The sequence below is a fragment of the Vibrio hannami genome (assembly GCF_029589055.1).
Lineage (GTDB): Bacteria > Pseudomonadota > Gammaproteobacteria > Enterobacterales > Vibrionaceae > Vibrio > Vibrio hannami.
Genome location: NZ_JARQZP010000003.1, coordinates 48,531 through 69,455 on the forward strand (window position 1 = coordinate 48,531; position 20,925 = coordinate 69,455).

Here is a 20,925-nt window from a genome sequence, read left to right on the forward strand (position 1 = left end):
AAAATGAGTACAAAAGAGCAGGTAAAAGCTAACTACGAAAACGCTAAACAGGTTTTCGCTAAGTTGGGTATAAATACTGACGAAGCGATGAAACAGTTAAATGATATTCCGGTATCCATGCACTGCTGGCAGGGAGACGACGTCTCTGGATTTGAGAACCCGGAAGGAGAGTTGACAGGCGGTATTCAAGCAACAGGTAACTACCCTGGAAAGGCTACAACGCCGGAACAATTAAGAGCCGATATCGATGTGGCAATGAGCATGATCCCAGGAGCGCTTCGCTTAAATTTGCACGCAATTTACCTTGAATGTGAAGAGTTTGTCGATCGTGATGAGATCAAACCTGAGCACTTTAAGAACTGGGTAAGCTGGGCAAAACAAAAAGGCATCGGTCTGGACTTCAACCCGTCTTGTTTTTCTCATGCTCTGAGTGCAGACAATATGACCCTGACTCACCCGGATGTAGAGGTACGTGAGTTTTGGATTCGCCACTGTATCGCAAGTCGAAAAGTATCGGAATACTTTGGTAAAGAACTTGGCACGCCTTCAGTGATGAATATCTGGATTCCGGATGGTTATAAAGATGTTCCTGCAGATCGTCTGGCTCCTCGTAAACGCTTGATGGAGTCACTAGACAAGATTATTGCAGATCCAATTTCTAAGGAATTCCACAAAGATGCGGTTGAATCTAAGTTGTTTGGCATTGGTACAGAGTCATACACTGCGGGCTCTAATGAATTCTATCTGGGATATGCCGCATCAAGAGACATCATGTTGTGCCTAGACTCCGGTCACTTCCATCCTACAGAGGTTATCTCTGACAAGATCTCTTCTGCTTCACTATTTGTTGATGAAATGCTTCTTCATGTAAGTAGACCTATTCGATGGGATAGCGACCATGTAGTGATGCTTGATGATGAAACGCAGGCAATTGCGAACGAGATCATTCGTCACGACTTGGTCGATAGGGTCAATATTGGTCTGGATTTCTTTGATGCCTCAATAAACCGAATCGCAGCATGGGTTATCGGTACAAGAAATATGAAAAAAGCGCTGTTGAGGGCTCTGCTTGAACCGGTACAGCAACTTAGAGATTTTGAAAAAGAGGGTGATTTCACGAGTCGACTAGCGATGTTGGAAGAGAGCAAATCTCTGCCATGGGCAGCCGTTTGGGACTACTACTGCGAGCAGCAGGAAGTGCCTGTTGGTGCAAGTTGGCTTGGTCAGGTTAAACAATATGAGGAAGAGGTCTTACTTAAACGATAAATTAAAAACAGGTTGAAACGAATTATACGAAATGGAATGAACGCTGGTGGGATAAATCAGCCAGAGACGTGAAACAAAAATTACTCTAAAAACGGAGTTTAGACATGAAAATAGTAAAAATTCTTAAATCTACCCTATTAGCTACAGGTCTGCTTGCAACTGCGATGGCACAAGCTGCAGATTATCGAATTGGTCTCGTTGTAAAAGCACAAGGTATCGGCTTCTTTGAAGCGGCTTACGAAGGTGCAAAAGAGGCATCAGCGGAAATCAAAGATAACGTAGAAATTATCTATACCGGTCCGGTAACACCAACCGCAGAAGGTCAAATCGAGATTGTTAATTCGCTTATTTCTCAGCGAGTCGATGCGATTGTTATCTCTGCTAATGATACCGATGCATTAGTTCCAATCCTTAAGAAAGCACAAAAGCGCGGCATCAAAGTGGTTTCATTTGACTCTGGCGTTGCAGCACCAGGTCGCGCGGTTCACCTAAATCCTTCTAGTAACGCTCTGATTGGTCAAATTAACGTGGATCTTGCAGCAGAAGCGGTAAAAGCGGCAAACAGTGAAAAAGGCGATATCGCGATATTGAGTGCAACACCAACGGCTACCAACCAAAATATCTGGATTGGTGAAATGAAAAAGGTCCTACCTCAGCATCCTGAGTTGAATCTTGTTGCAACGGTTTATGGTGATGATCTGGCAGACAAAAGCTACCGAGAAACTCAAGGTCTTATCAAGACTTACCCTAACCTGAAGGCGATTGTGGCACCGACTTCAGTAGGCATCGTTGCCGCTGCTCAGGCTGTTACTGATATGGGCAAAACAGGCGAAATTTATGTGACAGGTCTTGGCTTACCTTCTGAGCTAGCAGGTCACGTAGAGTCTGGTGCTGTTAAGAGTTTCGCTATCTGGAACCCTATTGACCTTGGTTATGCCGCAACAACCATTGCTTACAACCTGGTTACGGGTAATGCAACTAAGACTGAAGTGGATATGGGACGCATGGGTACTGCTCAGCTGGCCGAGGATGGAAGTGCTGCAATGGCGAAACCATTTATCTACAACAGCAGTAATGTAGCTAAATTTGCGAAAATTTTCTAAATCCTCTTAGTGATTTAGTAGGAATAGGCTGGTACTGAGTACCGCGTGCCAGCCTGGTTTTCGTAGGGAAAGTATCCATAGAAGAAGGCATAGTTATGTCAGAAGTAAAACCTATTTTTTCATTGCGGAATATAAGCAAGCATTTTCCTGGTGTTAAAGCGCTTGATGAAGTTCAGCTAGACCTCTATCCGGGTGAAGTAACCGCTCTTGTCGGAGAGAACGGGGCAGGCAAGTCGACACTTGTGAAAGTGATGACCGGAATACATCAACCAACATCAGGCAGTCTTATTTTAGATGGGAAAGAGATTGATCTAGCTACGCCAGATGACGCGCGAAAGTTAGGTATCACAGCGATCCATCAGGAAACGGTATTGTTTGATGAGCTTAGTGTTGCTGAAAATATATTTGCAGGTCATTACTTAAGCTTTTCTTCCGGTCGACTAGACTGGAAACGCATGGAGCAGGAAGCAACAAGAATTCTGAAAGAGATCGATGCGCCACTTGATCCTAAAAAGCTTTTGAAAGAGCTGAGTATCGGTCAAAGACATATGGTGGCTATTGCACGGGCACTCTCTTTTGACGCAAGAGTCGTTATCCTTGATGAGCCAACCGCTGCCTTATCACACCGTGAAATTGAAGATTTCTACAATATCGTACGACGCCTACAGGCGAAAGGCTGTGCGATCATGTTCATTAGCCACAAGTTCGATGAAATTTACACCATAGCTGATCGTTTTACGGTTTTCCGGGACGGTTGCTATATCGGCAACGGCAAGATAGCTGAAGTGCAAGAGTCAGAGCTGGTCACAATGATGGTTGGCAGAACCATCGAGAACGCGTACCCGAAAACCGATGTTCCACTAGGTGATCAAATACTGCAAGTCAGAGATTTTAGCCATCCAACAGAATTTGAAGGGATTAACTTCGACCTTCGTAAAGGGGAAATCCTAGGTTTTTATGGTTTAGTTGGAGCCGGCCGTACTGAGCTAATGCAATCCCTGTTTGGGGTGACCAATATCGCAACAGGTCAGATTAAAGTTGAAAAGCAAGAGATCAATATCACCTCCCCAAGTGACGCGATAAAAGCAGGCATCGTGTATGTCCCGGAAGAGCGTCAAAGTCAGGGAACCGTATTGGAATTCCCGATATATCAGAATATCGGATTACCTCAGCTAGACAAAATTAACCCTAGCGGCATGTTAAACAACGAGTCCGAATATGAGCTTGCGGATGAGTATGCCAAGCGACTTCGTGTCAAGGCACCTGACTGGAATGAGAAGGTGGAGAACCTTTCTGGCGGTAATCAGCAAAAAGTAGTTATCGGTAAATGGCTGGCTACTAAGCCGAAGGTCATCATTCTGGACGAGCCAACTAAAGGTATCGATATCGGTTCGAAAGCTGCTGTACATGAATTTATGTCTGAGCTAACGGGTCAGGGGCTTGCTGTCATTATGGTTTCATCAGAGCTGCCGGAGGTGATGGGTATGGCTGATCGCGCCATCGTCATGAGAGAAGGGCTGATGGTTAAAGAGTTTGACAGAAGCGAGTTCACAGCAGAACGACTCGTTAGTGCGGCGACGGGCGTGACAGGAGAAGTTGCATGAAGGATTTAATTAAAAACCGCGAAGCGCAGTTAGGAATGGTGATTGCTTTGTTGCTATTGCTGATTGGATTTATCACTCCAGATTTTCTGGCTTTCTCCAATCTTCTTGGTGTGTACAACGATACCTCGATTCTGATTATCCTCGCTTTGGGGCAAATGCTGGTTATCGTGACCCGGTGTATCGACTTATCTGTCGCTGCCAATGTTGCTCTTACAGGAATGGTCGTTGCTACCCTAAACAATCTTTACCCAGAACTGCCAGTATTTGTGATCATCTTAACTGGCGCGATGTTGGGAACCTTACTTGGCATGATCAACGGCTGGTTAGTATGGAAGATGAACATTCCAGCTATCGTTGTCACACTAGGCACGATGAGTATTTATCGTGGCACCGTCTTTCTTATAAGCAAAGGAGCCTGGATTAACGCCCATCAGATGAGTGAGTCGTTTTTGCAAGTACCAAGATTCGAGCTACTTGGTCTTCCTGTACTCGGTTGGTGCTCAGTCGTTGCGGTGGCAGTGATGTATTACTTCACGCGACACAGACAGCTTGGCAGAAAGATTTTTGCAGCAGGCAATAACCCTACTGCAGCCTATTACATTGGTGTCGATGTGGGTAAAAAACAGTTCCTGGCTTTCACTATATCGGGCTTGTGTGCAGGAATAGCCAGTTACTTGTGGATCTCTCGCTATGCAGTGGCATATGTCGATATAGCCAATGGGTTCGAGCTACAAGTGATTGCGGCTTGTGTTATCGGTGGTGTGAGTATTGCTGGGGGAACAGGTACCGTTCTGGGCTGCCTTCTTGGTGCGTTGTTCTTAGGCATTATCAGTAACGCTTTGCCCGTTATTGGAGTTTCTCCTTTCTGGCAAATGGCGATTTCAGGTTCAGTCATTATTCTTGCGGTGATTGCGAACTCACGTTCTGAACGCAAGCTGGGTCGAATCATTCTTCGAAAAGCAGTTCAAAATGCATCTTGATAATTGCTTAAGGATAAGAAAATGGAAAAAGTAAGCAACCAAACTTTTAAAAGCCCAGGCTCAAAGTCCAAGGGTCTGGAACTACCTCAGTGGTTCTTTAGCTGGGAAACATTTTTATTAGGTACAGCAATCTGTGTTTTTATTATTAACTCATTTGCGTCGCCATATTTCTTAGACCCATGGTCTTTGTCTGATGCAACGTTTAACTTTACCGAAAAAGCGATAATAGCTTTGCCACTTGCTCTGGTTATTATCGTTCGAGAAATAGATATATCTGTTGCATCTATTATTGCTCTAAGCTCAACCGCTATGGGTTTTATGGCGGAAGTGAGTAGTAGTCTACCCCTTATATGCTTTACTGGGATTGTGGTAGCAACCTTATGTGGTGCAATTAATGGTTTGTTAGTTACCAGGCTAAACATTCCTTCGATTGTTGTAACAATAGGTACGATGAGTTTGTTTCGTGGTATTACCTATATTCTATTGGGCGATGAAGCTTTAAAAAACTATCCTGAAGAGTTTGCATATTTTGGACAGGGATACGTATTTTGGGTATTTAGTTTTGAATTTATCGTTTTTCTAATGCTTGCCGTAGTGTTTTATTTCTTATTACAAAGATCTAACTTTGGCAGACGTACCTACGCAATAGGTAATAACCCAACAGCTGCTTATTATTCTGGAATTAATGTCGCTCGTCATAAGTTGATTTTATTTACTTTAGTAGGCTTCTTCTGCGGTATTGCATCTATCATGTTGACGTCCAGGTTAGGCAGTACCAGACCTACAATCGCTTTCGGTTGGGAGTTAAGCATCATTACCATGGTGGTATTAGGCGGTGTGAGCATTTTGGGTGGCTCAGGTACGATCATAGGTGTTGTCATTTCAGTGTTTTTAATGGGGCTGGTTACCGTTGGCTTAGGGTTGGTAAACGTTCCAGGTATTGTAATGTCGATAATTATAGGCCTGATGTTAATCAGTGTAATTGCCCTTCCTAAAGTATTTGGGATGCTAAAAACTCGCTCAGCGAAATGAGGTCTATATGAGTGATGAATATATAAGAAAAGCATTTTTAATGTCTGTAAATCCAGATTGCTATGATGAGTATAAAACAAGGCATGATGATATCTGGTCGGAATTAGTCGATACGCTTCGTAATCATGGAGCTAGAAACTACTCCATTTTTTTAGACGAAGATACAGGAAATTTATTTGCTTATGTTGAGATAAAAAATCAACAGTCTTGGGATGAAGTTGCAGATACCGAAATATGCCAAAGATGGTGGCGTTTTATGAAAGATATCATGCCAACTAATGATGACTTTTCTCCAATCTCAAAAGAGTTAAAAGATGTTTTCTTTATGAAGTAGAGAAAGTGAATATATAGGATTTTAATGTTGTGAAAAAAGTAAATTTGAACGAAAAAGTGTTAGAGGAAATAGAAAAAGTTTCTGAAGCTGGATCATATTTATGGCGTAGAGAATGGGCGGAAAGAAATGGAGGAAATATCTCTGTTGATCTAACGGAAATATACGGTGAGTTTAACGAAGATTTAAGTGAATTCCCTCATTGCTTCCTGCAAAGTGTTGGCGAGTTTGCTTTTCCGAAAGAGAGTGCGGGCCATATCTTTTTTGTAAAAGGAACTGGCGAGCGCATTAGAGAATTAAATCAGCCTGAAAAAGCAGGTTGTGTACTGCGGATAGATGATGAAGCGAAAGGTTATCACCTACTTTGGGGCGGACGAGATGCAGATGATTACGCACCAACCAGCGAGTTTATTTCTCACGTAGAGATCATTATTGCTAAACAACTAGCAGGATCGAGCGACAGATGTGTGGTGCACACTCATCCGCTTGAATTGATCATGTTGTCACATCATCCAGATTACGCCCACAACGAGCAAGCATATACCAACGCATGTTGGAAAATGTTACCTGAAGTACGAGCATTTGTGCCACGAGGTATAGGGGTTGTGCCGTACTGCATGCCTGGCAGTCAGGATATGGCAAACAGTACTACAGAGAAGCTGATGCTTCATGACGTAGCTATCTGGGAGAAACATGGAGCTGTTGCTACGGGCAGCGACGCTTTAGAAGCCTTTGATTACATCGATGTGGCAAATAAAGGTGCAAAATTATTTCTAGGTTGTTTAGCCAGTGGCTTTGAGCCAGAAGGTGTAAGCGACTCTGATATGCAGGATCTAAAGGAAACATTTAATTTATAGGAGAACAACGATGGCATTTGCATTAAATCTACCAAAACTAAGTTTTGCCGGCGCTGGAGCCGTAAAGGATGCAATTGAGGTACTGAGTCAGCAGCCTCTGAAAAAAATATTGCTGGTGACCGATGGAAATCTGGTTAAGCTTGGCATTCTGGATGAGGTGTTTGCACAACTTAAAGCTCATAGCATCGATTACGCACTGTTCGATAAAGTGACTCCAAACCCAACAGCAACACTGGTAAGAGAAGGTTATAAAACTTATCTCGAAAATGGCTGTGACGGTTTTGTCGCGGTTGGTGGCGGTAGCCCAATGGATTGCTGTAAAGCGATTCGTATTCTGGCTTCTAACCCTGACCAAGATATCTGTGAGTTCAACGGTGTAGGCAAAGTAACGAATCCAGGCCAGTTTTTTGTTGCGATCAATACAACAGCAGGTACTGCGGCTGAAATGACTTCTAACTCGGTAATTACCGACGAGGAAAATCAAGTCAAAATGGTTATCATCGATGCGAAACAAATACCTGATGTAACGGTAAATGATGCAGAGTTGATGGTAGGACTACCTGCAAGCGTAACAGCAGCAACAGGTATGGATGCACTTACACATGCTGTAGAAGCCTATGTAACGCCAGGTGCTCACACATTAACCGATCCAACTGCATTAGAATCGATTAAGTTAATCACTAAATGGTTGCCTATTGCGGTTGCAGACGGTTCTAATGTCGAGGCACGAGATAAGCTGGCCTGTGCTCAGTTCTTAGCGGGTATGGCATTTAACAGTGCAGGCTTAGGCTTAGTTCATGCAATGGCACACCAACCAGGCGCAACTCACGACTTGCCGCACGGAGTATGTAACGCGATCCTTCTTCCTCATATCTGTGAGTATAACGCTCAGTATGTTCCTGAAAGATTTGCAGCAGTTGCGGAAGCGATGCTTGATACTAAGTTGAACGTTACTCCGGAAGAAGGCGCGCAGCGCGCAGTAGAACTTATCAAGGAGCTTTCGGCTAGAGTTGCTATTCCTAAAGGTTTCTCAGAGCTTGGTGTTACTGAAGCGGATATCGGCCCATGGATTGATAAAGCGATGGCGGACCCATGTTTACCTGGAAACCCACACTTACCAAGCCCTGAAGAAGTGATGTCTCTATATAAAGCTGCGTTGTAATATAAGTAGCCTTTTAATGAGCTGATGCCCACCTTCCCACAACTCAGGCACAGCAATACGCTGTGCCTGATTATGTTTGGAGCTCCAACAGGTATCAACAAAAACGTTAAGCTTGCTGACGTGTCGCACAAACCAGCGGCGTTGTTCGCTATGCAGTCTGTAGGGCTATAAACCACTTTAGTGTTCGTTATTGCTTCACCAATACTAGTACTCTAGATACTACTCCGTATCTTTAGGTGTTGGCATTTTGCAGAATCCCTGAGCAGGCACGTCCAGCGCAGCATTAAATTTGCTTGAGAGGTTCTGGAAAGCAATTAAACCTGTCAGTTCAACAACGCCATCGTCGTCAAAGTACTTTTTAACTTCCGCCATGATGTCATCTGTCACCTGCTGATCGGAGTATGTCACTGCTTCTGTATAAGCGAGAACGGCGCGCTCTTTTTCATCGAACAGCTCACTCTCTTTCCAGTGATCGAGTGCTTCCACTTTGTCCATGGAGCCAGCTCGGTTTGCTAGCGTCATCGAGTTGATATCGACACAAAATTCACACCAGTTGATCTGGGAGACTCTGACGGTAACAAGCGATCTTAAAGAGGGAGAAAGAGGCGAACTTTTTCTGTCCAACGCGCCATACAGTAGTGCGACGGTAGAAAACAGTTTAGGTACTCTACCCCAAACTAAGCCAGGCATTAGTACTTCACCGTAGCGTTTTTTCTGGCTCCAGAAAAATGGCTTTAGGAACAATGGGTATTCTTTTAATGACTTTACAGAAACTCTCATGAATGGCCTTTTGAGTATGATTATTGGCAACGGGCTCTAAGCTATTAAACAACAAGACCGACTGCAAACAGAATCTTATTCAAATTAGTTAACCTTGTGAGCTATATCGCTTGCATTTTATACAATAGGACTCGTAAACTAGCGGCATCTTTTCTTCAGGAGTCTTCGCCATAATGAATAACTAATACCTGTTATCCAATCTTATTCACATTTTATTTGGTACACAGGGTTAGTAGGCGTAGCTTCTTCTCTCTATATGCTAGTTATTTAGAACTGGTTATTGTTGATAAACACCTATCTATTTGAATTTCAGTGCTTTATCTGAGGTCTGTTGATATCGCTGCGTTTAGTGCCCCTGCAAGACAGGAGGCAAATTATGCCACTTTTACAAGCAAACAATATTAGCTTTCGCTTCGACAATGGCGATACGCTTTTCAAAAATATTTCCTGCTCTCTGACAGATCGCAGAACCGCTTTAATTGGTCGCAATGGCATTGGGAAGTCACTTTTAGCCTCGTTGCTAATGGGTGAACTTAAACCGACCGATGGCAGTGTTGTGATAAACGCGTCTCTGGCTAAGTACAGCCAACTTCCATCGCAGTTGCGCGATGGTGAATGTACTGTCGCTGAATATCTGCAAATTGATGAAATACTAAAAGCCATTGAACAGATAGAAGCGGGGAGTTGTGATAACCATTGGTTCGAGTTAGTTGGTGACCAGTGGGATCTAAATAACTCGATCAGTAAGGAGCTGATTGAAATGGGATTACCAGGCGATGTTTATACCCAATGTAAGCAATTAAGTGGCGGGCAACTGGCCAGACTCCAGCTATGGCAACTGTTTCAAAGTGATGCAGAGTTATTGGCTTTGGATGAACCATCAAATCACCTTGATAGTGAAGGTAGGCTTTGGCTGATGGAGGAAATGCGTAAATACAGTGGAAGTATATTTCTGATAAGTCACGACAGACAACTTCTGAACCAGATGGATCAAATTTGGGAGTTAAGCAACCTGGGGCTGAAGCGATATGGTGGGAACTATGATTTTTACTATAGGCAGAAGTCTCAGGATACTCTGGCACTCGAACGACAGATTAAGAATGTGCAACAGCAGCAGCGTTTTCTTGAAGAGCAGGCCCAAAAGAACAAGGAAAAAGCAGAGCAACGAGCAAGCAAAGGTACCAAGGCGAGAAAAGAGGGGAGTCAGGCAAAGATCATTCTGGATGGCATGAGAGACAGCGCTACTGCCTCGGCCGCAAACCAGTCAAAAAACGAACGAGGGAGGCGTGAGTTCCTTAAACAGCAGTCAGAGTCGCTAAATGAACAGTATGAACAGGTAAAAACACAGAAAATGTACCTAACTGGTAGTGAAATGACGGGGAAGAGGCTGGTTAATTTCATTCAAGCTCAGCTGCCGTTTGGTTCATCCACACCTATCAATATGCAAGTGGACAGCAACACAAAGCTGCACCTCCAGGGTAGAAACGGATGCGGTAAATCAACGCTATTGAGAGTTTTACTGGGGCAAGAACGGCTTATCGGCGGGGAGAGCAATATAAATACCAGTGTTGTCTATCTGGACCAGCACTTTAGCTTACTTGAACCGAGGCTAAGCATGCTTGAGTGTCTGATGTCATTGTGTGATGGATTACTGGAAACAGATGCTCGTATCTTACTGGCGGGAATTGGATTTAGAAAGGATACGATTTATCGATGCGTGGACCACTTAAGCGGAGGAGAAAAAATGAAGCTCTCGATGCTTATTGTGAGTAACCAGCCCGAGCAACCACTGCTGCTATTGGATGAGCCAGATAACCATCTGGATATCGATTCTAAGTGTTTATTAGCAAGCACGCTCAATCAATACAAAGGTGCTTTTATTTTGGTTAGCCATGATGAGGATTTTGTAGAGGAGTCAGGGGTGAAGCAAAAGCTATTGCTAAGTAGGTAATATCCTATAAAGGCAATATGTTAGTGAGTTTTCCACATTATGACTGAGAATGCGGTATCGGCCCTTACGATGCCGCAAGAATGATTTCATTGAATCATCGTATTGGATAAAGCTCTTACTCAAAATACTCGCTTACGGATTAATAAACGGGTTAGAGCGTAAACGCTCAGCAGCTAAATCAATAAATGAACGTATTTTGGCATTTACACGGCGGCCTTCTAGGTGAACCACGTTTACAGGTATAGGTGCTTCTTCGTAATCTGTGAGTATGGCTTTCAAATTGCCTTTTTCCAACTCTTCAGCTACCTGATATGACAGCAAGCTAGTAATTCCGTGACCAAGCACTGTTGCCTTAAGCGCAGATCCAATTTGATTGCAGCGCAATCGTGGATTTAGTTTGATGACTTCTTTTTTCCCATGATTGTTGAACGACCATTGGCTTATGTTTCCGGTGGTTAAAGGGAAGACAATACTATGCTTGCGTAAATCCGCAGGCACTATTGGTGTGCCATACTTCTCGAAGTAACCGGGTGAGCCACATACAATACGCCTTAATCCACCAACATTAATTGCATACAGACCAGAATCTTTGAGGTGTCCGATACGTATAGCAACATCAAACTCTTCTTCTACAAGGCTGGTTATTCGGTCATAAAACATGGCTTTGACAGAAACTTCCTGATTGCGTTCCAGGTATTCTGTCACGATAGGCATAACGTGCTTTTCGCCAAATAGAACTGGGGCGGTAACAGATAATGTACCACTGGGTTTGGTGTACACTCCTTTCACAGCTGCTTCTGCTTCTTGCAGGTCTTCAACAATACGTTTAGCATCCTGCAAAAAGCGTGTACCGGCTTCCGTTAAACGCACATGTCGTGTGGTCCGATTAAACAACTTTGCACCTAGGCGACCTTCCAGTTCAGCAATTGAACGAGTAACTACGGGTGCTGAAAGGCCCAGTTTATCTGCGGCTGCGGAAAAACCTTTTAGATTGGCTACTTCAATAAATACCTGAATAGTGTGAAGCTTATCCATGTGTTAGATCCAGCTGAAAACATGTGAATTAATTATTGCACAAATGGGAATAATTAATTGTAAATATCGATAATTATTTTCAGATTCTCTTCATCTAAAGTAGTTCTAAGACTGGAACAACAAGCTAAAACCAACCTTAAGGATAGAAAGATGAATGCTAAATTTGACTCCTCCAATGCTCCGATAAGACTGTATCGCAACCCTAAATCCGGGCACTGCCATCGTGTTGAACTAATGTTGTCTTTACTTGATCTCCCATACGAGACGATCGATTTAGATATGACTAACGGTGCCCATAAAGCTCCCGAATATCTTCAGATAAATCCTTTTGGGCAAGTACCTGCGATTGATGACAACGGTGTTGTCTTGTCCGACTCCAATGCGATTCTTATTTACCTGGAGAAAAAATACAATGATGGTTATAACTGGTTACCACAAGACCCCTTTAAAGCAGCAGAGGTGCAACGGTGGCTATCGGTCGCCGCTGGTGAGATTGCTTCCGGGCCTTGTGCTGTCCGCCTTGTTAAAGTATTCGGTGCTCCGTTGGATTACGACGCAGCAAAACAAAAAACAGTATCGCTGTTAGCTTTATTAGAACCACACCTAGGCAATCAGGAATACCTGACCGGCGAGAAAATCACTCTGGCTGACGTTGCGGGTTACAGCTACATTTCGCATGTTCCTGAAGGTGGTGTAAGTCTTGAGCCTTATCCCGCTATTCGCGCCTGGTTAGCATGCATTGAAGCGCACCCACGTTTTGTTGGCATGGCACGTTCGCCTTTGCCTGAGTCTAAATAGAAAAATTAGGTCGGTTCTCAAAGGGGGCAGGGTAAACTATGAATACTCGTCATGTACATGCATTACACTCAGGTGAACTCACTGTTCAAAAACGGCGAAATACGCCTAATGAACTGACTCAAAAAATACCGAATTTCGTTGATGCAGATATGCCACAGCAACACGCGGAGTTTTATGCTGACTTACCGTACTTGCCCCTAGCGACCCTGGACGCTAACGGTCGGCCTTGGGTGGGTTTATTGGTTACACGAGAGAAAGACGATCCTTCTATTGGTATCAAAGTTACTGAGCGCAATCGCCTATTGGTAGTGACTGACGCAGTTGCATATGATCCATTTGTAAGAGCGTTAGAGCATATGAAGGTTGATACTCCGAGAGGTAAAACGTTGTTCGCAGGTGTTGGCATCGATTTCTCAAATCGTCGTCGTAATAAGTTTGCTGGAACAATTGATAGTGTGGACATAGAACCTTCGGGCAAGATCCATCTAAACCTTTCATCCAATCAACACTTAGGAAATTGCCCTAAATATATTACGGTTCGATCATTGGAGCATTACAGGCGCAATGCCGAAATACTATTCGATTGTTTTGAATCGATTAATGTCAGACTACCCGATATTAGTAAGGAGCTGATTAACCAGGCCAGTACGGTCTTTTTAGCTACGAAACATACAGTGGATAATGATTCAGTTAGCGATGACCAGCCAGATATGGGGCTAAATCATCGCGGTGGCGCACCCGGGTTTGTACGCCTTTACGAAGAGATCATGGGTGATGAAGTTACAACCTACATAGTCATGCCGGATCATTCAGGTAACCGGTTCTATCAATCACTTGGAAATATCCAAATCAATAAACAGGTTGGTTTGATATTTCCAGATTTCATTTCTGGCAGCCTACTATATATAACCGGTGAGGCGGAAAACCTGTTTGATGAAGAGGCTGAGGAGTTGATGCCTCGGGTTAGTTTATTAACACGAATCCGTGTAACTGGTGCTGTACACATTAAGCAAGGCTTAAATCTCAAAATGGTATCGGCAGAGCGATTTTCTCCCTATAACCCGCCCATCAGATACTTAAAGCATGAACTAGAACAAATGGGACGTTATGGAGAGGCTGCCCCTGATTCTGACAATTCAATCTCTGCAACGTTAGTGTCGGTTAAACAGCTTACAACTAGTGTAAGTACATTCACGTTCCAATTGTCAAAAGCGGTAGTGTTACCTTCTCCGGGAGGATTTGGTGTGTTTGATTTTTCAGGAGTTATTGATTCTGGTTACCGACATATGGATGACGACAATCCGCAGTTGGTGAACGACGATTATATTCGTACCTGGACACTCTCAAGCTCAGCTGACTTTGATGTAGAAGCAAAGAAGTTTAGCTCGGTGAGTGAAATCAATGTAACGGTTAAACGCAAACCCGGTGGATTAATTTCCAATCTTTTACATGAAAATGCTGAGCAGAGAATTCAAAATACAAATCAAAAGCCTAGCAGTGTTATACGCTCTGGTTTTAAAGGCGCTGGTGCTGGTTTTAGCTGCTTTAACAACAAGGCTTACAGTGGCCTGCCTGCTATTCCACCGTATATGCTTTGGGTAGCAGGTGGTGTAGGTATTACGCCGTTTATGGCTATGTGGGACGGTATTTTGAATGTGTCTCGCGCACTCCCAGACCGAACAGAATTAACGACGGATATTATACTGCTGTTTGCTGGACGCGATGATGATATGAATCTGCTGAAACCTTTTCTGGAAAAAACGTCTTCACTTCCCAGCAATGTGCGTATAAAGGTATTTGGGTACCAGAGTATCAGCACTAACGAGTCAAATGGAAACAAAACGTTTTTCGAGCTCAAGCAAGGGTTTTCAGACTCAACTCTTGAAATAGAACAAAGGCGACTACAACAAAGTGACTTTGAGAGCATAGATCACTTGTCCGCTAGAGAAGTGTTTCTATGTGGTCCCAACGCACTTATGGAGATGGCTACAACGTCGTTGCAAAGCCTTGGTGGAACTGATTTGAAAATTCATCGGGAATCATACTTTTATTAGAATCGCTTGTTTGTCTCAATCGCTAAATGGTGAATGAGGAGAGTTACAAGTTCCAAAGACCCATCTGAAAGGGCACTGCCATCGCAATGGTAGGTTATATAATATTGTTTCGTACTAATCCCCGCTTCACATTGGTACAGAGCTTTCCAAACTTACGAATGTCATCGAATCCGGGGGAGATACCCCGGTTTATGGTGTTTTCCCAGTAGGTTAGCTCTGAATCAACCAGTTCCATCAATTTTTTGGGACAACCAATGCAATTATTGTCTGTACCACAAACGAAGGTGTCTTCTTCATAAAGAGGAAATTCTTCTTTCGCTTGTTCGATGATGTAGCGCATTGCGGTAATACGATCAGGCTTCATGGTGGTGAGGGACATGGTTGAATTATGGTGAGCAAGGGTACCATCTGATTTGCTAATTTAGAAATAGCTCACAAGAAGTATCTTTACTGCCCAGACCTAGACTAAAGTCATGCATGGGTACACGGAATATCAACTATGTTTAAAGGGATATTAAAAACACAATACATTCAGGTGACCCAAAATGCCCCACACTTACGATCGCCATATCAGTAATCTCACCAAAAACACATATGCGGTAATTCTTGCTGGAGGGCGAGGTAGTCGACTTCACGAGTTAACTCAATGGCGGGCCAAACCCGCAGTGTCATTTGGGGGAAAGTTTCGCATTATTGATTTTCCTTTATCGAACTGTTTTAACTCGGGAGTCTGTAAGGTAGGAGTGGCTACTCAGTATAAATCTCATTCTCTGATCCAGCATATCAGCAGAGGTTGGGGGCAGTTTAAAGCGGATTTATCGGAGTTTGTTGAGATTCTGCCTGCATCACAGAGGCATGGAGAGGACTGGTACTCGGGCACGGCGGACGCCGTGCGGCAAAACCTGGATATTATTCGAAACACGGGCGCAAAGTATGTATTGGTTTTGTCTGGTGATCATGTTTACAGAATGGACTACGGAACATTAATTGCTCAACATGTAGAGAACAACGCCGATATGACGGTTTGTTGTGTTGAGACTACAGTAACCGAAGCACGCGGTGCTTTTGGTGTTATGGCTGTAGACGAATCTAACCGTGTTCAGGCTTTTGATGAAAAACCCGAAGAGCCAAAAGTGTTGCCAGGAAAACCGGGGTACTGTCTGGCTTCTATGGGGAACTACGTATTCGATATTGAGTTTCTTACTGAGCAACTGGAAAAAGACTGCATAAACGAAAGCTCAAGCCATGATTTTGGGCATGACATTATCCCTTCTATTATCGATACACATAACATTTTCGCATTTGCATTTACTGACCCTGATACAAGTAAAAAGCCATATTGGAGGGACGTTGGGACGCTGGATTCGTTCTGGGAAGCAAATATGGAGCTGGTGGAGCCCGAGCCGCAATTTGATCTCTACGACCGTACCTGGCCAATAATGACATATCAGGAGCAGTTACCTCCGGCAAAATTCATATTTGATAATGATTTTCGTCGAGGAACCGCTTTGGATTCGACAGTCTCAAGTGGCTGCATTATCTCGGGTTCAACGATTAGAAAATCGCTGCTTTATTCCCGCGTTCATACTCATTCCCATAGCCTAATCGAATTTTCGGTTTTGATGCGAGGCTGTGATATTGGTGAGCACTGCAAGTTACTTAGAGTGATCGTTGATGCGGAGTGCCGCATACCAGCGGGGCTGACCATAGGTTACGATAGGGAACAGGATATCGCTAACGGCTTTCGGGTCTCTGAAAATGGGATTACGCTGGTGACAAAAGATATGCTCGATGCACTGTCAAATAGACAATAGTTTGTCTATTTGACAACGCGTTATGTTGTCATAATTACATCTTGCAAAGAGCATTTATTTCTAATGCATTGATTTTTATAGGATAAAAAACGGTATATTTCCTGCTATTTCACTTAGTGATAATGGTGAGTTAGCCATAGTCACTATTTGATTTACTCTGCGTGGGGAAATATAGATGAAATACGTAACTTCGATGTTGAAAATCGTGCTTGGTGCTGGCGGCGTTTATTACTCAGCAATGCTTTTAGCCTATCTTCCAGATCTTATTTACCAGTTTTTGTTTAACTTAAGTATGATGTGACGGCAACGAGTAAAATACGACTTTAAAGGTATATATTTTATTGAATATGCTCATTATTATTAACTTAAGATTTGTCTAATGAGCGCGAGAAATATATGCCAACAATTCAGAATTTTATGACCCAGCACCATAAAACGTGCGACGAGTTACTCATTAAAGCTGAGGGAAAACTGGCTATTGGAGAGTGGGAACAGTTCAGTGAAGATTGGAATGAGTTTGAACTAGAAACGCTTCATCACTTTCAGCTAGAAGAAGACATTTTATTCCCGGAGTTTGAGACCCAAACAGGTATGACTGGCGGACCGACAATGGTTATGCGTCAGGAGCACGCGCAAGCAAGGGCCCTTATGGAACAAATGACGGTGGCAGTTGCAGATAAAAATACCGATAAAGCGATGGGTATTCTTGAAAGCCTGATGATCCTTATTCAGCAACACAACATGAAAGAAGAGCAAATTCTCTATCCTATGTCGGACAACCACCTGCAAAATAACGAAGAGGTTGTCGCTAAGATGGAAAATATGACCAGAGATTAATAAGAGTATGGTTTATATCGTTAATCTCGATGTCAGTTTAATGGAACCTCCTCAACCTATGAGAGAAATATGTAAGAAACTCGAATCGATTAAAACGGGTGAGGTTCTGCATGTTACACACAGACGAAAGCCGGTTCCTCTGTTTGAGATGCTTGACCCTAGATTTGCCTTCGACCACCAGGAGTTTGCGCCGGATGATCATCACATCTGGTTCTGGCTTAAGGATGATTCGGACGCCGAACAGTACATTAGGGGCAATAAAAAATGAGAATGGCGGGGCTGAATTTCGACTCTATACCGGTGATTGATGTACCTTTCCGTTTTTACCTGACAGCACCTATATTTGCGATTCTTGCATCACTGTTATTGCTCGATCAGGGAAGTAATATATGGCTCACTCGCTGGATGCCCGGAACCCTTGCAATAACACACCTAATCGCCCTTGGGGTGATGGGAATGGTAATGATTGGTTCCCTGTTCCAGGTGATGCCTGTGTTGTGTGGGGCACCGATTCCTATAACGGGTATTCGTGTGTCCCTTCTCCACATTGCATTTTCAGCTGGCGCATTTTTTTTATGTGCGGCCTTTGTTGGGTGGGTGAGTTTTGACATAGGGTTTGGTTTGCTCGGCTTGAGTCTTGGCTATTTCGTCTTTGCGCTCATGAAGGTGCTTATTGTACAGGCAAGCGGTGAACAGACTCGTTTACCTATTTTATTCGCTATTGCTGCGCTTGGTATCGTGATGTTCGCTGGACTCATGCTGCTGTCTGGTTATCTATGGGGGTGGCAACTAGCTTCTGGAAAAAGCCTGACCAACTTGCATGCAGGTACTGCTTTGTTTGGCTGGGTAATGTTGTTGGTAATGGCAGTCAGTTTCCAGGTTATCCCAATGTTTCACGTAACTCCTGTTTTTCCTCGTTACTGGCAGGTAGGGCTTGTTCTTGCTACTTTGGTTGGTTTGTGGCTTATTATCGCAGACACGTTAGCAGGAACTAACATAAGTCAGATTGGAAGTTTAAATGCATTGGTGGCTATCCTATATGCAGGGCTTGGGCTCAATCGGATAAGTAAGCGCAAGCGCAAACTGCCAGATGTAGTCATCTCTTATTGGCAGGTTGCGTTTGTCAGTTTAATCGCAGGTTGTACATTGCTTATCGCTTTACCGTTTTTATCCACTGAGTGGCAATCAAAAACTGAAGTGTTTATGGCGATGATTATTGGATGTGGATTCATTCTTGGTATTATCCAGGGGATGTTGCTAAAGATAGTTCCGTTTCTTATCAGCCTTCATTTGCAATCAGTCGCGATGAAAAATCCGGCGTCCATGATGCTATTACCCGATCACTATAGCCTGATTAGTCGTAGTCAAGGGAAAGCTCAGTTCTGGTTATATATAGCTGTGCTTGTTTCAATTAGTATTGCTTTTCTGCACCCTGAATTCACACAATTTTTGGGGCTGATATTTATGGCAAACTGGCTGTGTGTCGGGTACAACATCGTTACCGCAGCAACCAGATACTCACGAGTGAGAAATGAGATGCTGGAATACAATGCTTAACTCTTTATCCATTCGTTCTTATAGCCATCAAAGGAAAGGACATGCTCATGATTACCATCAGCTAGTATTGCCTTTGCGTGGTGCGATTAATATCGAAGTAGAGACGTTTAAAGGAAAAGTGGTGCCAGGTGAATGCGTCATCGTGAAGTCTGGAGAGATGCATTACTTCAATGCAGAATCAGAAGCAAAATTTGTTGTCGCTGATTTGGATACGCTTCCTGACTCTCTAGGCTATTCAGATACAGTGGTGTTTTCAGTTTCACCTCCCTTGTTTCACTTCCTAGGATTTGTAGAAGCTCAACTCAAACATCAGCTAAATAATCAGGTAGAAAGGCTGATGTTTGACACATTTTATAGTGTTCTCGCTGAGCAAAGATTAATAAGAAAACGAGACCCTAGGGTTCGTGAGGTGATGGACTACATAGAAAACCATTTAGCTGAGCCTTTGTCTGTTCCAGGCCTGGCAAGTGTGGCGTGTCTAAGTCCTACTCAGTTTAAGAAGGTTTTTAAACAGCAAACTGAGTATACCGTTTCCGATTATATTACTAAGTTACGTATGGAAAGGGCGCAGGCTCTATTGATACATACTGATTATCCAATGCAAATAGTCGCGGAGTCGGTTGGTTACTCGGACCTTTCTGCATTCAGTCGTCGTTTCTCCAAATTTTATGGTATGCCGCCGTCGAAGATTTCACGCTAAAGATTATTAATCCAATTACATTTATACAGCAATAAAAAGCGTCCGATCTGCAAAATAAAAATCAAGCTAACCATTTAAGCTTTCTGTTATTCGAGAAACATCAATGACAGATTATGCAAATAAAAGATGAACCAACCCTTGGAGTAATGGCGGTAGTCGCAGCAAGTTTCCTATGGGGAACAACCGGCACCGCTGCAAGTTTTACTCTGGACGTAAGTCCACTCGCGACTGGCGCGTTTGCGATGGGAGTCGCGGGTATCCTACTCGTGTTACGCTCTTTTAGAACACTACGTGAAGATCTTCCTCGTTTGCGAGATAATTTGCCCTTACTATGTGTAGGCGGCTTATCTGTTGCTGCATACCCGCTGGCTTTTTATTCCTCCATGAGGTTGTCTGGAGTTGCGATTGGTACGGTTATCTCGATTGCAAGTGCTCCCCTTTTCACTGTGTTACTTGAAAAAATCATTAATAGAAAGCCGATAGCGTCTAAGTGGGTATGGAGCTTCTGTATTGGTAGCCTTGGTGTGATATTGCTTTCGGTTGGGAAGCAAAGTGGCTCCATACAATATAGCGACTCTCCTTATCAACTTTATGGCATTTTACTTGGAATATTAGCGGCACTGAGTTATGCCGTGTATTCGTGGTCAGCTCGTGAATTAATTGTAAAAGGTGTAGGCTCCTCCTCGGCGGTGTCCGCACAATTTGGTATAGCTGCTTTTATCTTACTCCCTTCACTCTACTTAACAGGAGAGAATTTATTTGCAGGAGTGCAAAATACAGTCGTCGCTATTTACATGGCAACAGTACCAATGTTTTTGGGCTATCTGGCTTTTGGGTATGCGTTAAAAAAGATAGAAGCCAGTATGGTGACACTTATCACTCTTCTCGAGCCTGCAGTGGCAGTGGTTTTTGCTGTGTTGATAGTAGGAGAAAGGTTCAACTTGCTTGCGTTGATAGGAATACTTCTCATCAGTGTTGCACTGTTGATCCAAATTATTAAACCCAATTTGGTGTTTGGAGTTTTGAATTCACGTGGGTAATGTTATTCTTCAATGAACTATCTT

21 protein-coding genes are annotated in these 20,925 nt (G+C 43.4%); 18 read left to right on the forward strand and 3 right to left on the reverse strand.

What is annotated here, in order from left to right:
* The first annotated feature begins 3 nt into the window (after positions 1 to 3).
* From rhaA to fucO, 8 genes are all read left to right on the forward strand, one after another.
* Positions 4 to 1,266, forward strand: a complete 1,263-nt coding sequence (rhaA, locus tag P7F88_RS01640; protein WP_277821617.1) for an L-rhamnose isomerase — start codon at positions 4 to 6, stop codon at positions 1,264 to 1,266.
* A gap of 104 nt (positions 1,267 to 1,370) precedes the next feature.
* Positions 1,371 to 2,369, forward strand: a complete 999-nt coding sequence (gene rhaS, locus P7F88_RS01645) for a rhamnose ABC transporter substrate-binding protein (protein ID WP_277821618.1) — start codon at positions 1,371 to 1,373, stop codon at positions 2,367 to 2,369.
* 95 nt (positions 2,370 to 2,464) lie between these two features.
* Positions 2,465 to 3,973, forward strand: a complete 1,509-nt coding sequence (locus P7F88_RS01650) for a sugar ABC transporter ATP-binding protein (RefSeq protein ID WP_277821619.1) — start codon at positions 2,465 to 2,467, stop codon at positions 3,971 to 3,973.
* A complete protein-coding gene (locus P7F88_RS01655) occupies positions 3,970 to 4,953 on the forward strand; it encodes an ABC transporter permease (protein WP_277821620.1) in 984 nt (327 codons plus the stop codon). The genes P7F88_RS01650 and P7F88_RS01655 overlap by 4 nt, the downstream gene beginning before the upstream one ends.
* A 21-nt stretch (positions 4,954 to 4,974) precedes the next feature.
* A complete protein-coding gene (locus tag P7F88_RS01660) occupies positions 4,975 to 5,985 on the forward strand; it encodes an ABC transporter permease (protein WP_277821621.1) in 1,011 nt (336 codons plus the stop codon).
* 7 nt (positions 5,986 to 5,992) lie between these two features.
* Positions 5,993 to 6,319 carry an L-rhamnose mutarotase gene (gene rhaM, locus P7F88_RS01665; protein WP_277821622.1) on the forward strand — a complete coding sequence of 109 codons (327 nt, stop codon included), beginning with the start codon at positions 5,993 to 5,995 and terminating at the stop codon, positions 6,317 to 6,319.
* A 29-nt stretch (positions 6,320 to 6,348) separates the two neighbouring features.
* Positions 6,349 to 7,173 carry a rhamnulose-1-phosphate aldolase gene (gene rhaD, locus P7F88_RS01670; protein WP_277821623.1) on the forward strand — a complete coding sequence of 275 codons (825 nt, stop codon included), beginning with the start codon at positions 6,349 to 6,351 and terminating at the stop codon, positions 7,171 to 7,173.
* A 10-nt stretch (positions 7,174 to 7,183) separates the two neighbouring features.
* A complete protein-coding gene (gene fucO, locus P7F88_RS01675) occupies positions 7,184 to 8,335 on the forward strand; it encodes a lactaldehyde reductase (protein WP_277821624.1) in 1,152 nt (383 codons plus the stop codon).
* Positions 8,336 to 8,554: 219 nt separating this feature from the next.
* On the opposite strand, the gene P7F88_RS01680 is transcribed toward fucO, so the two are convergent.
* Positions 8,555 to 9,115, reverse strand: a complete 561-nt coding sequence (locus tag P7F88_RS01680; protein ID WP_277821625.1) for a carboxymuconolactone decarboxylase family protein — start codon at positions 9,113 to 9,115, stop codon at positions 8,555 to 8,557.
* A gap of 376 nt (positions 9,116 to 9,491) precedes the next feature.
* On the opposite strand from P7F88_RS01680, the gene P7F88_RS01685 reads away from it, so the two are divergent.
* A complete protein-coding gene (locus P7F88_RS01685; RefSeq protein WP_277821626.1) occupies positions 9,492 to 11,066 on the forward strand; it encodes an ATP-binding cassette domain-containing protein in 1,575 nt (524 codons plus the stop codon).
* Positions 11,067 to 11,198: 132 nt separating this feature from the next.
* Here the strand turns inward: P7F88_RS01685 and P7F88_RS01690 are convergent, their stop codons facing one another.
* Entirely contained in the window at positions 11,199 to 12,101 is a 903-nt protein-coding gene (locus P7F88_RS01690) for a LysR family transcriptional regulator (RefSeq protein ID WP_277821627.1), read from the reverse strand.
* 150 nt (positions 12,102 to 12,251) lie between these two features.
* Here P7F88_RS01690 and P7F88_RS01695 point away from each other — a divergent pair, with 150 nt between their 5' ends.
* Together P7F88_RS01695 and P7F88_RS01700 are read left to right on the forward strand one after the other, a co-directional pair.
* Positions 12,252 to 12,899 (forward strand): glutathione S-transferase family protein, encoded by a 648-nt coding sequence (locus tag P7F88_RS01695; RefSeq protein ID WP_277821628.1) that lies wholly within the window; start codon positions 12,252 to 12,254, stop codon positions 12,897 to 12,899.
* Positions 12,900 to 12,937: 38 nt separating this feature from the next.
* A complete protein-coding gene (locus P7F88_RS01700; RefSeq protein ID WP_277821629.1) occupies positions 12,938 to 14,953 on the forward strand; it encodes a pyridoxamine 5'-phosphate oxidase family protein in 2,016 nt (671 codons plus the stop codon).
* 94 nt (positions 14,954 to 15,047) lie between these two features.
* On the opposite strand, the gene P7F88_RS01705 is transcribed toward P7F88_RS01700, so the two are convergent.
* Positions 15,048 to 15,332 carry a hypothetical protein gene (locus P7F88_RS01705; RefSeq protein WP_277821630.1) on the reverse strand — a complete coding sequence of 95 codons (285 nt, stop codon included), beginning with the start codon at positions 15,330 to 15,332 and terminating at the stop codon, positions 15,048 to 15,050.
* A gap of 166 nt (positions 15,333 to 15,498) precedes the next feature.
* Here P7F88_RS01705 and glgC point away from each other — a divergent pair, with 166 nt between their 5' ends.
* From glgC to P7F88_RS01740, 7 genes are all read left to right on the forward strand, one after another.
* On the forward strand, positions 15,499 to 16,767 hold the full coding sequence (glgC, locus tag P7F88_RS01710) for a glucose-1-phosphate adenylyltransferase (protein WP_277821631.1): 1,269 nt from the start codon (positions 15,499 to 15,501) through the stop codon (positions 16,765 to 16,767).
* 175 nt (positions 16,768 to 16,942) lie between these two features.
* A complete protein-coding gene (locus P7F88_RS01715; RefSeq protein ID WP_277821632.1) occupies positions 16,943 to 17,068 on the forward strand; it encodes a hypothetical protein in 126 nt (41 codons plus the stop codon).
* Positions 17,069 to 17,163: 95 nt separating this feature from the next.
* Positions 17,164 to 17,604 (forward strand): hemerythrin domain-containing protein, encoded by a 441-nt coding sequence (locus P7F88_RS01720; RefSeq protein ID WP_277821633.1) that lies wholly within the window; start codon positions 17,164 to 17,166, stop codon positions 17,602 to 17,604.
* A gap of 7 nt (positions 17,605 to 17,611) precedes the next feature.
* Positions 17,612 to 17,872: a DUF2249 domain-containing protein gene (locus P7F88_RS01725; protein ID WP_277821634.1), complete on the forward strand. Its 261-nt coding sequence runs from the start codon at positions 17,612 to 17,614 to the stop codon at positions 17,870 to 17,872.
* Entirely contained in the window at positions 17,869 to 19,161 is a 1,293-nt protein-coding gene (locus P7F88_RS01730; RefSeq protein WP_277821635.1) for a hypothetical protein, read from the forward strand. Before P7F88_RS01725 ends, P7F88_RS01730 begins: the two co-directional genes overlap by 4 nt.
* Complete coding sequence (locus P7F88_RS01735; protein ID WP_277824502.1) at positions 19,154 to 19,861, forward strand: helix-turn-helix domain-containing protein; 708 nt, start codon at positions 19,154 to 19,156, stop codon at positions 19,859 to 19,861. The genes P7F88_RS01730 and P7F88_RS01735 overlap by 8 nt, the downstream gene beginning before the upstream one ends.
* A 113-nt stretch (positions 19,862 to 19,974) precedes the next feature.
* Entirely contained in the window at positions 19,975 to 20,901 is a 927-nt protein-coding gene (locus P7F88_RS01740) for a DMT family transporter (RefSeq protein ID WP_277821636.1), read from the forward strand.
* The last annotated feature ends 24 nt before the right edge of the window (positions 20,902 to 20,925 follow it).

Coding starts and splice junctions, on each gene's coding strand:
- P7F88_RS01735 (WP_277824502.1), top strand. CDS start 19,154: ATGCTTAACTCTTTATCCATTCGTTCTTATAGCCATCAAAGGAAAGGA.
- P7F88_RS01740 (WP_277821636.1), top strand. CDS start 19,975: ATGCAAATAAAAGATGAACCAACCCTTGGAGTAATGGCGGTAGTCGCA.
- P7F88_RS01655 (WP_277821620.1), top strand. CDS start 3,970: ATGAAGGATTTAATTAAAAACCGCGAAGCGCAGTTAGGAATGGTGATT.
- P7F88_RS01680 (WP_277821625.1), bottom strand. CDS start 9,115: ATGAGAGTTTCTGTAAAGTCATTAAAAGAATACCCATTGTTCCTAAAG.
- rhaM (WP_277821622.1), top strand. CDS start 5,993: ATGAGTGATGAATATATAAGAAAAGCATTTTTAATGTCTGTAAATCCA.
- glgC (WP_277821631.1), top strand. CDS start 15,499: ATGCCCCACACTTACGATCGCCATATCAGTAATCTCACCAAAAACACA.
- fucO (WP_277821624.1), top strand. CDS start 7,184: ATGGCATTTGCATTAAATCTACCAAAACTAAGTTTTGCCGGCGCTGGA.
- P7F88_RS01700 (WP_277821629.1), top strand. CDS start 12,938: ATGAATACTCGTCATGTACATGCATTACACTCAGGTGAACTCACTGTT.
- P7F88_RS01660 (WP_277821621.1), top strand. CDS start 4,975: ATGGAAAAAGTAAGCAACCAAACTTTTAAAAGCCCAGGCTCAAAGTCC.
- P7F88_RS01695 (WP_277821628.1), top strand. CDS start 12,252: ATGAATGCTAAATTTGACTCCTCCAATGCTCCGATAAGACTGTATCGC.
- P7F88_RS01715 (WP_277821632.1), top strand. CDS start 16,943: ATGAAATACGTAACTTCGATGTTGAAAATCGTGCTTGGTGCTGGCGGC.
- P7F88_RS01705 (WP_277821630.1), bottom strand. CDS start 15,332: ATGTCCCTCACCACCATGAAGCCTGATCGTATTACCGCAATGCGCTAC.
- rhaA (WP_277821617.1), top strand. CDS start 4: ATGAGTACAAAAGAGCAGGTAAAAGCTAACTACGAAAACGCTAAACAG.
- P7F88_RS01690 (WP_277821627.1), bottom strand. CDS start 12,101: ATGGATAAGCTTCACACTATTCAGGTATTTATTGAAGTAGCCAATCTA.
- P7F88_RS01725 (WP_277821634.1), top strand. CDS start 17,612: ATGGTTTATATCGTTAATCTCGATGTCAGTTTAATGGAACCTCCTCAA.
- P7F88_RS01685 (WP_277821626.1), top strand. CDS start 9,492: ATGCCACTTTTACAAGCAAACAATATTAGCTTTCGCTTCGACAATGGC.
- P7F88_RS01730 (WP_277821635.1), top strand. CDS start 17,869: ATGAGAATGGCGGGGCTGAATTTCGACTCTATACCGGTGATTGATGTA.
- P7F88_RS01720 (WP_277821633.1), top strand. CDS start 17,164: ATGCCAACAATTCAGAATTTTATGACCCAGCACCATAAAACGTGCGAC.
- P7F88_RS01650 (WP_277821619.1), top strand. CDS start 2,465: ATGTCAGAAGTAAAACCTATTTTTTCATTGCGGAATATAAGCAAGCAT.
- rhaS (WP_277821618.1), top strand. CDS start 1,371: ATGAAAATAGTAAAAATTCTTAAATCTACCCTATTAGCTACAGGTCTG.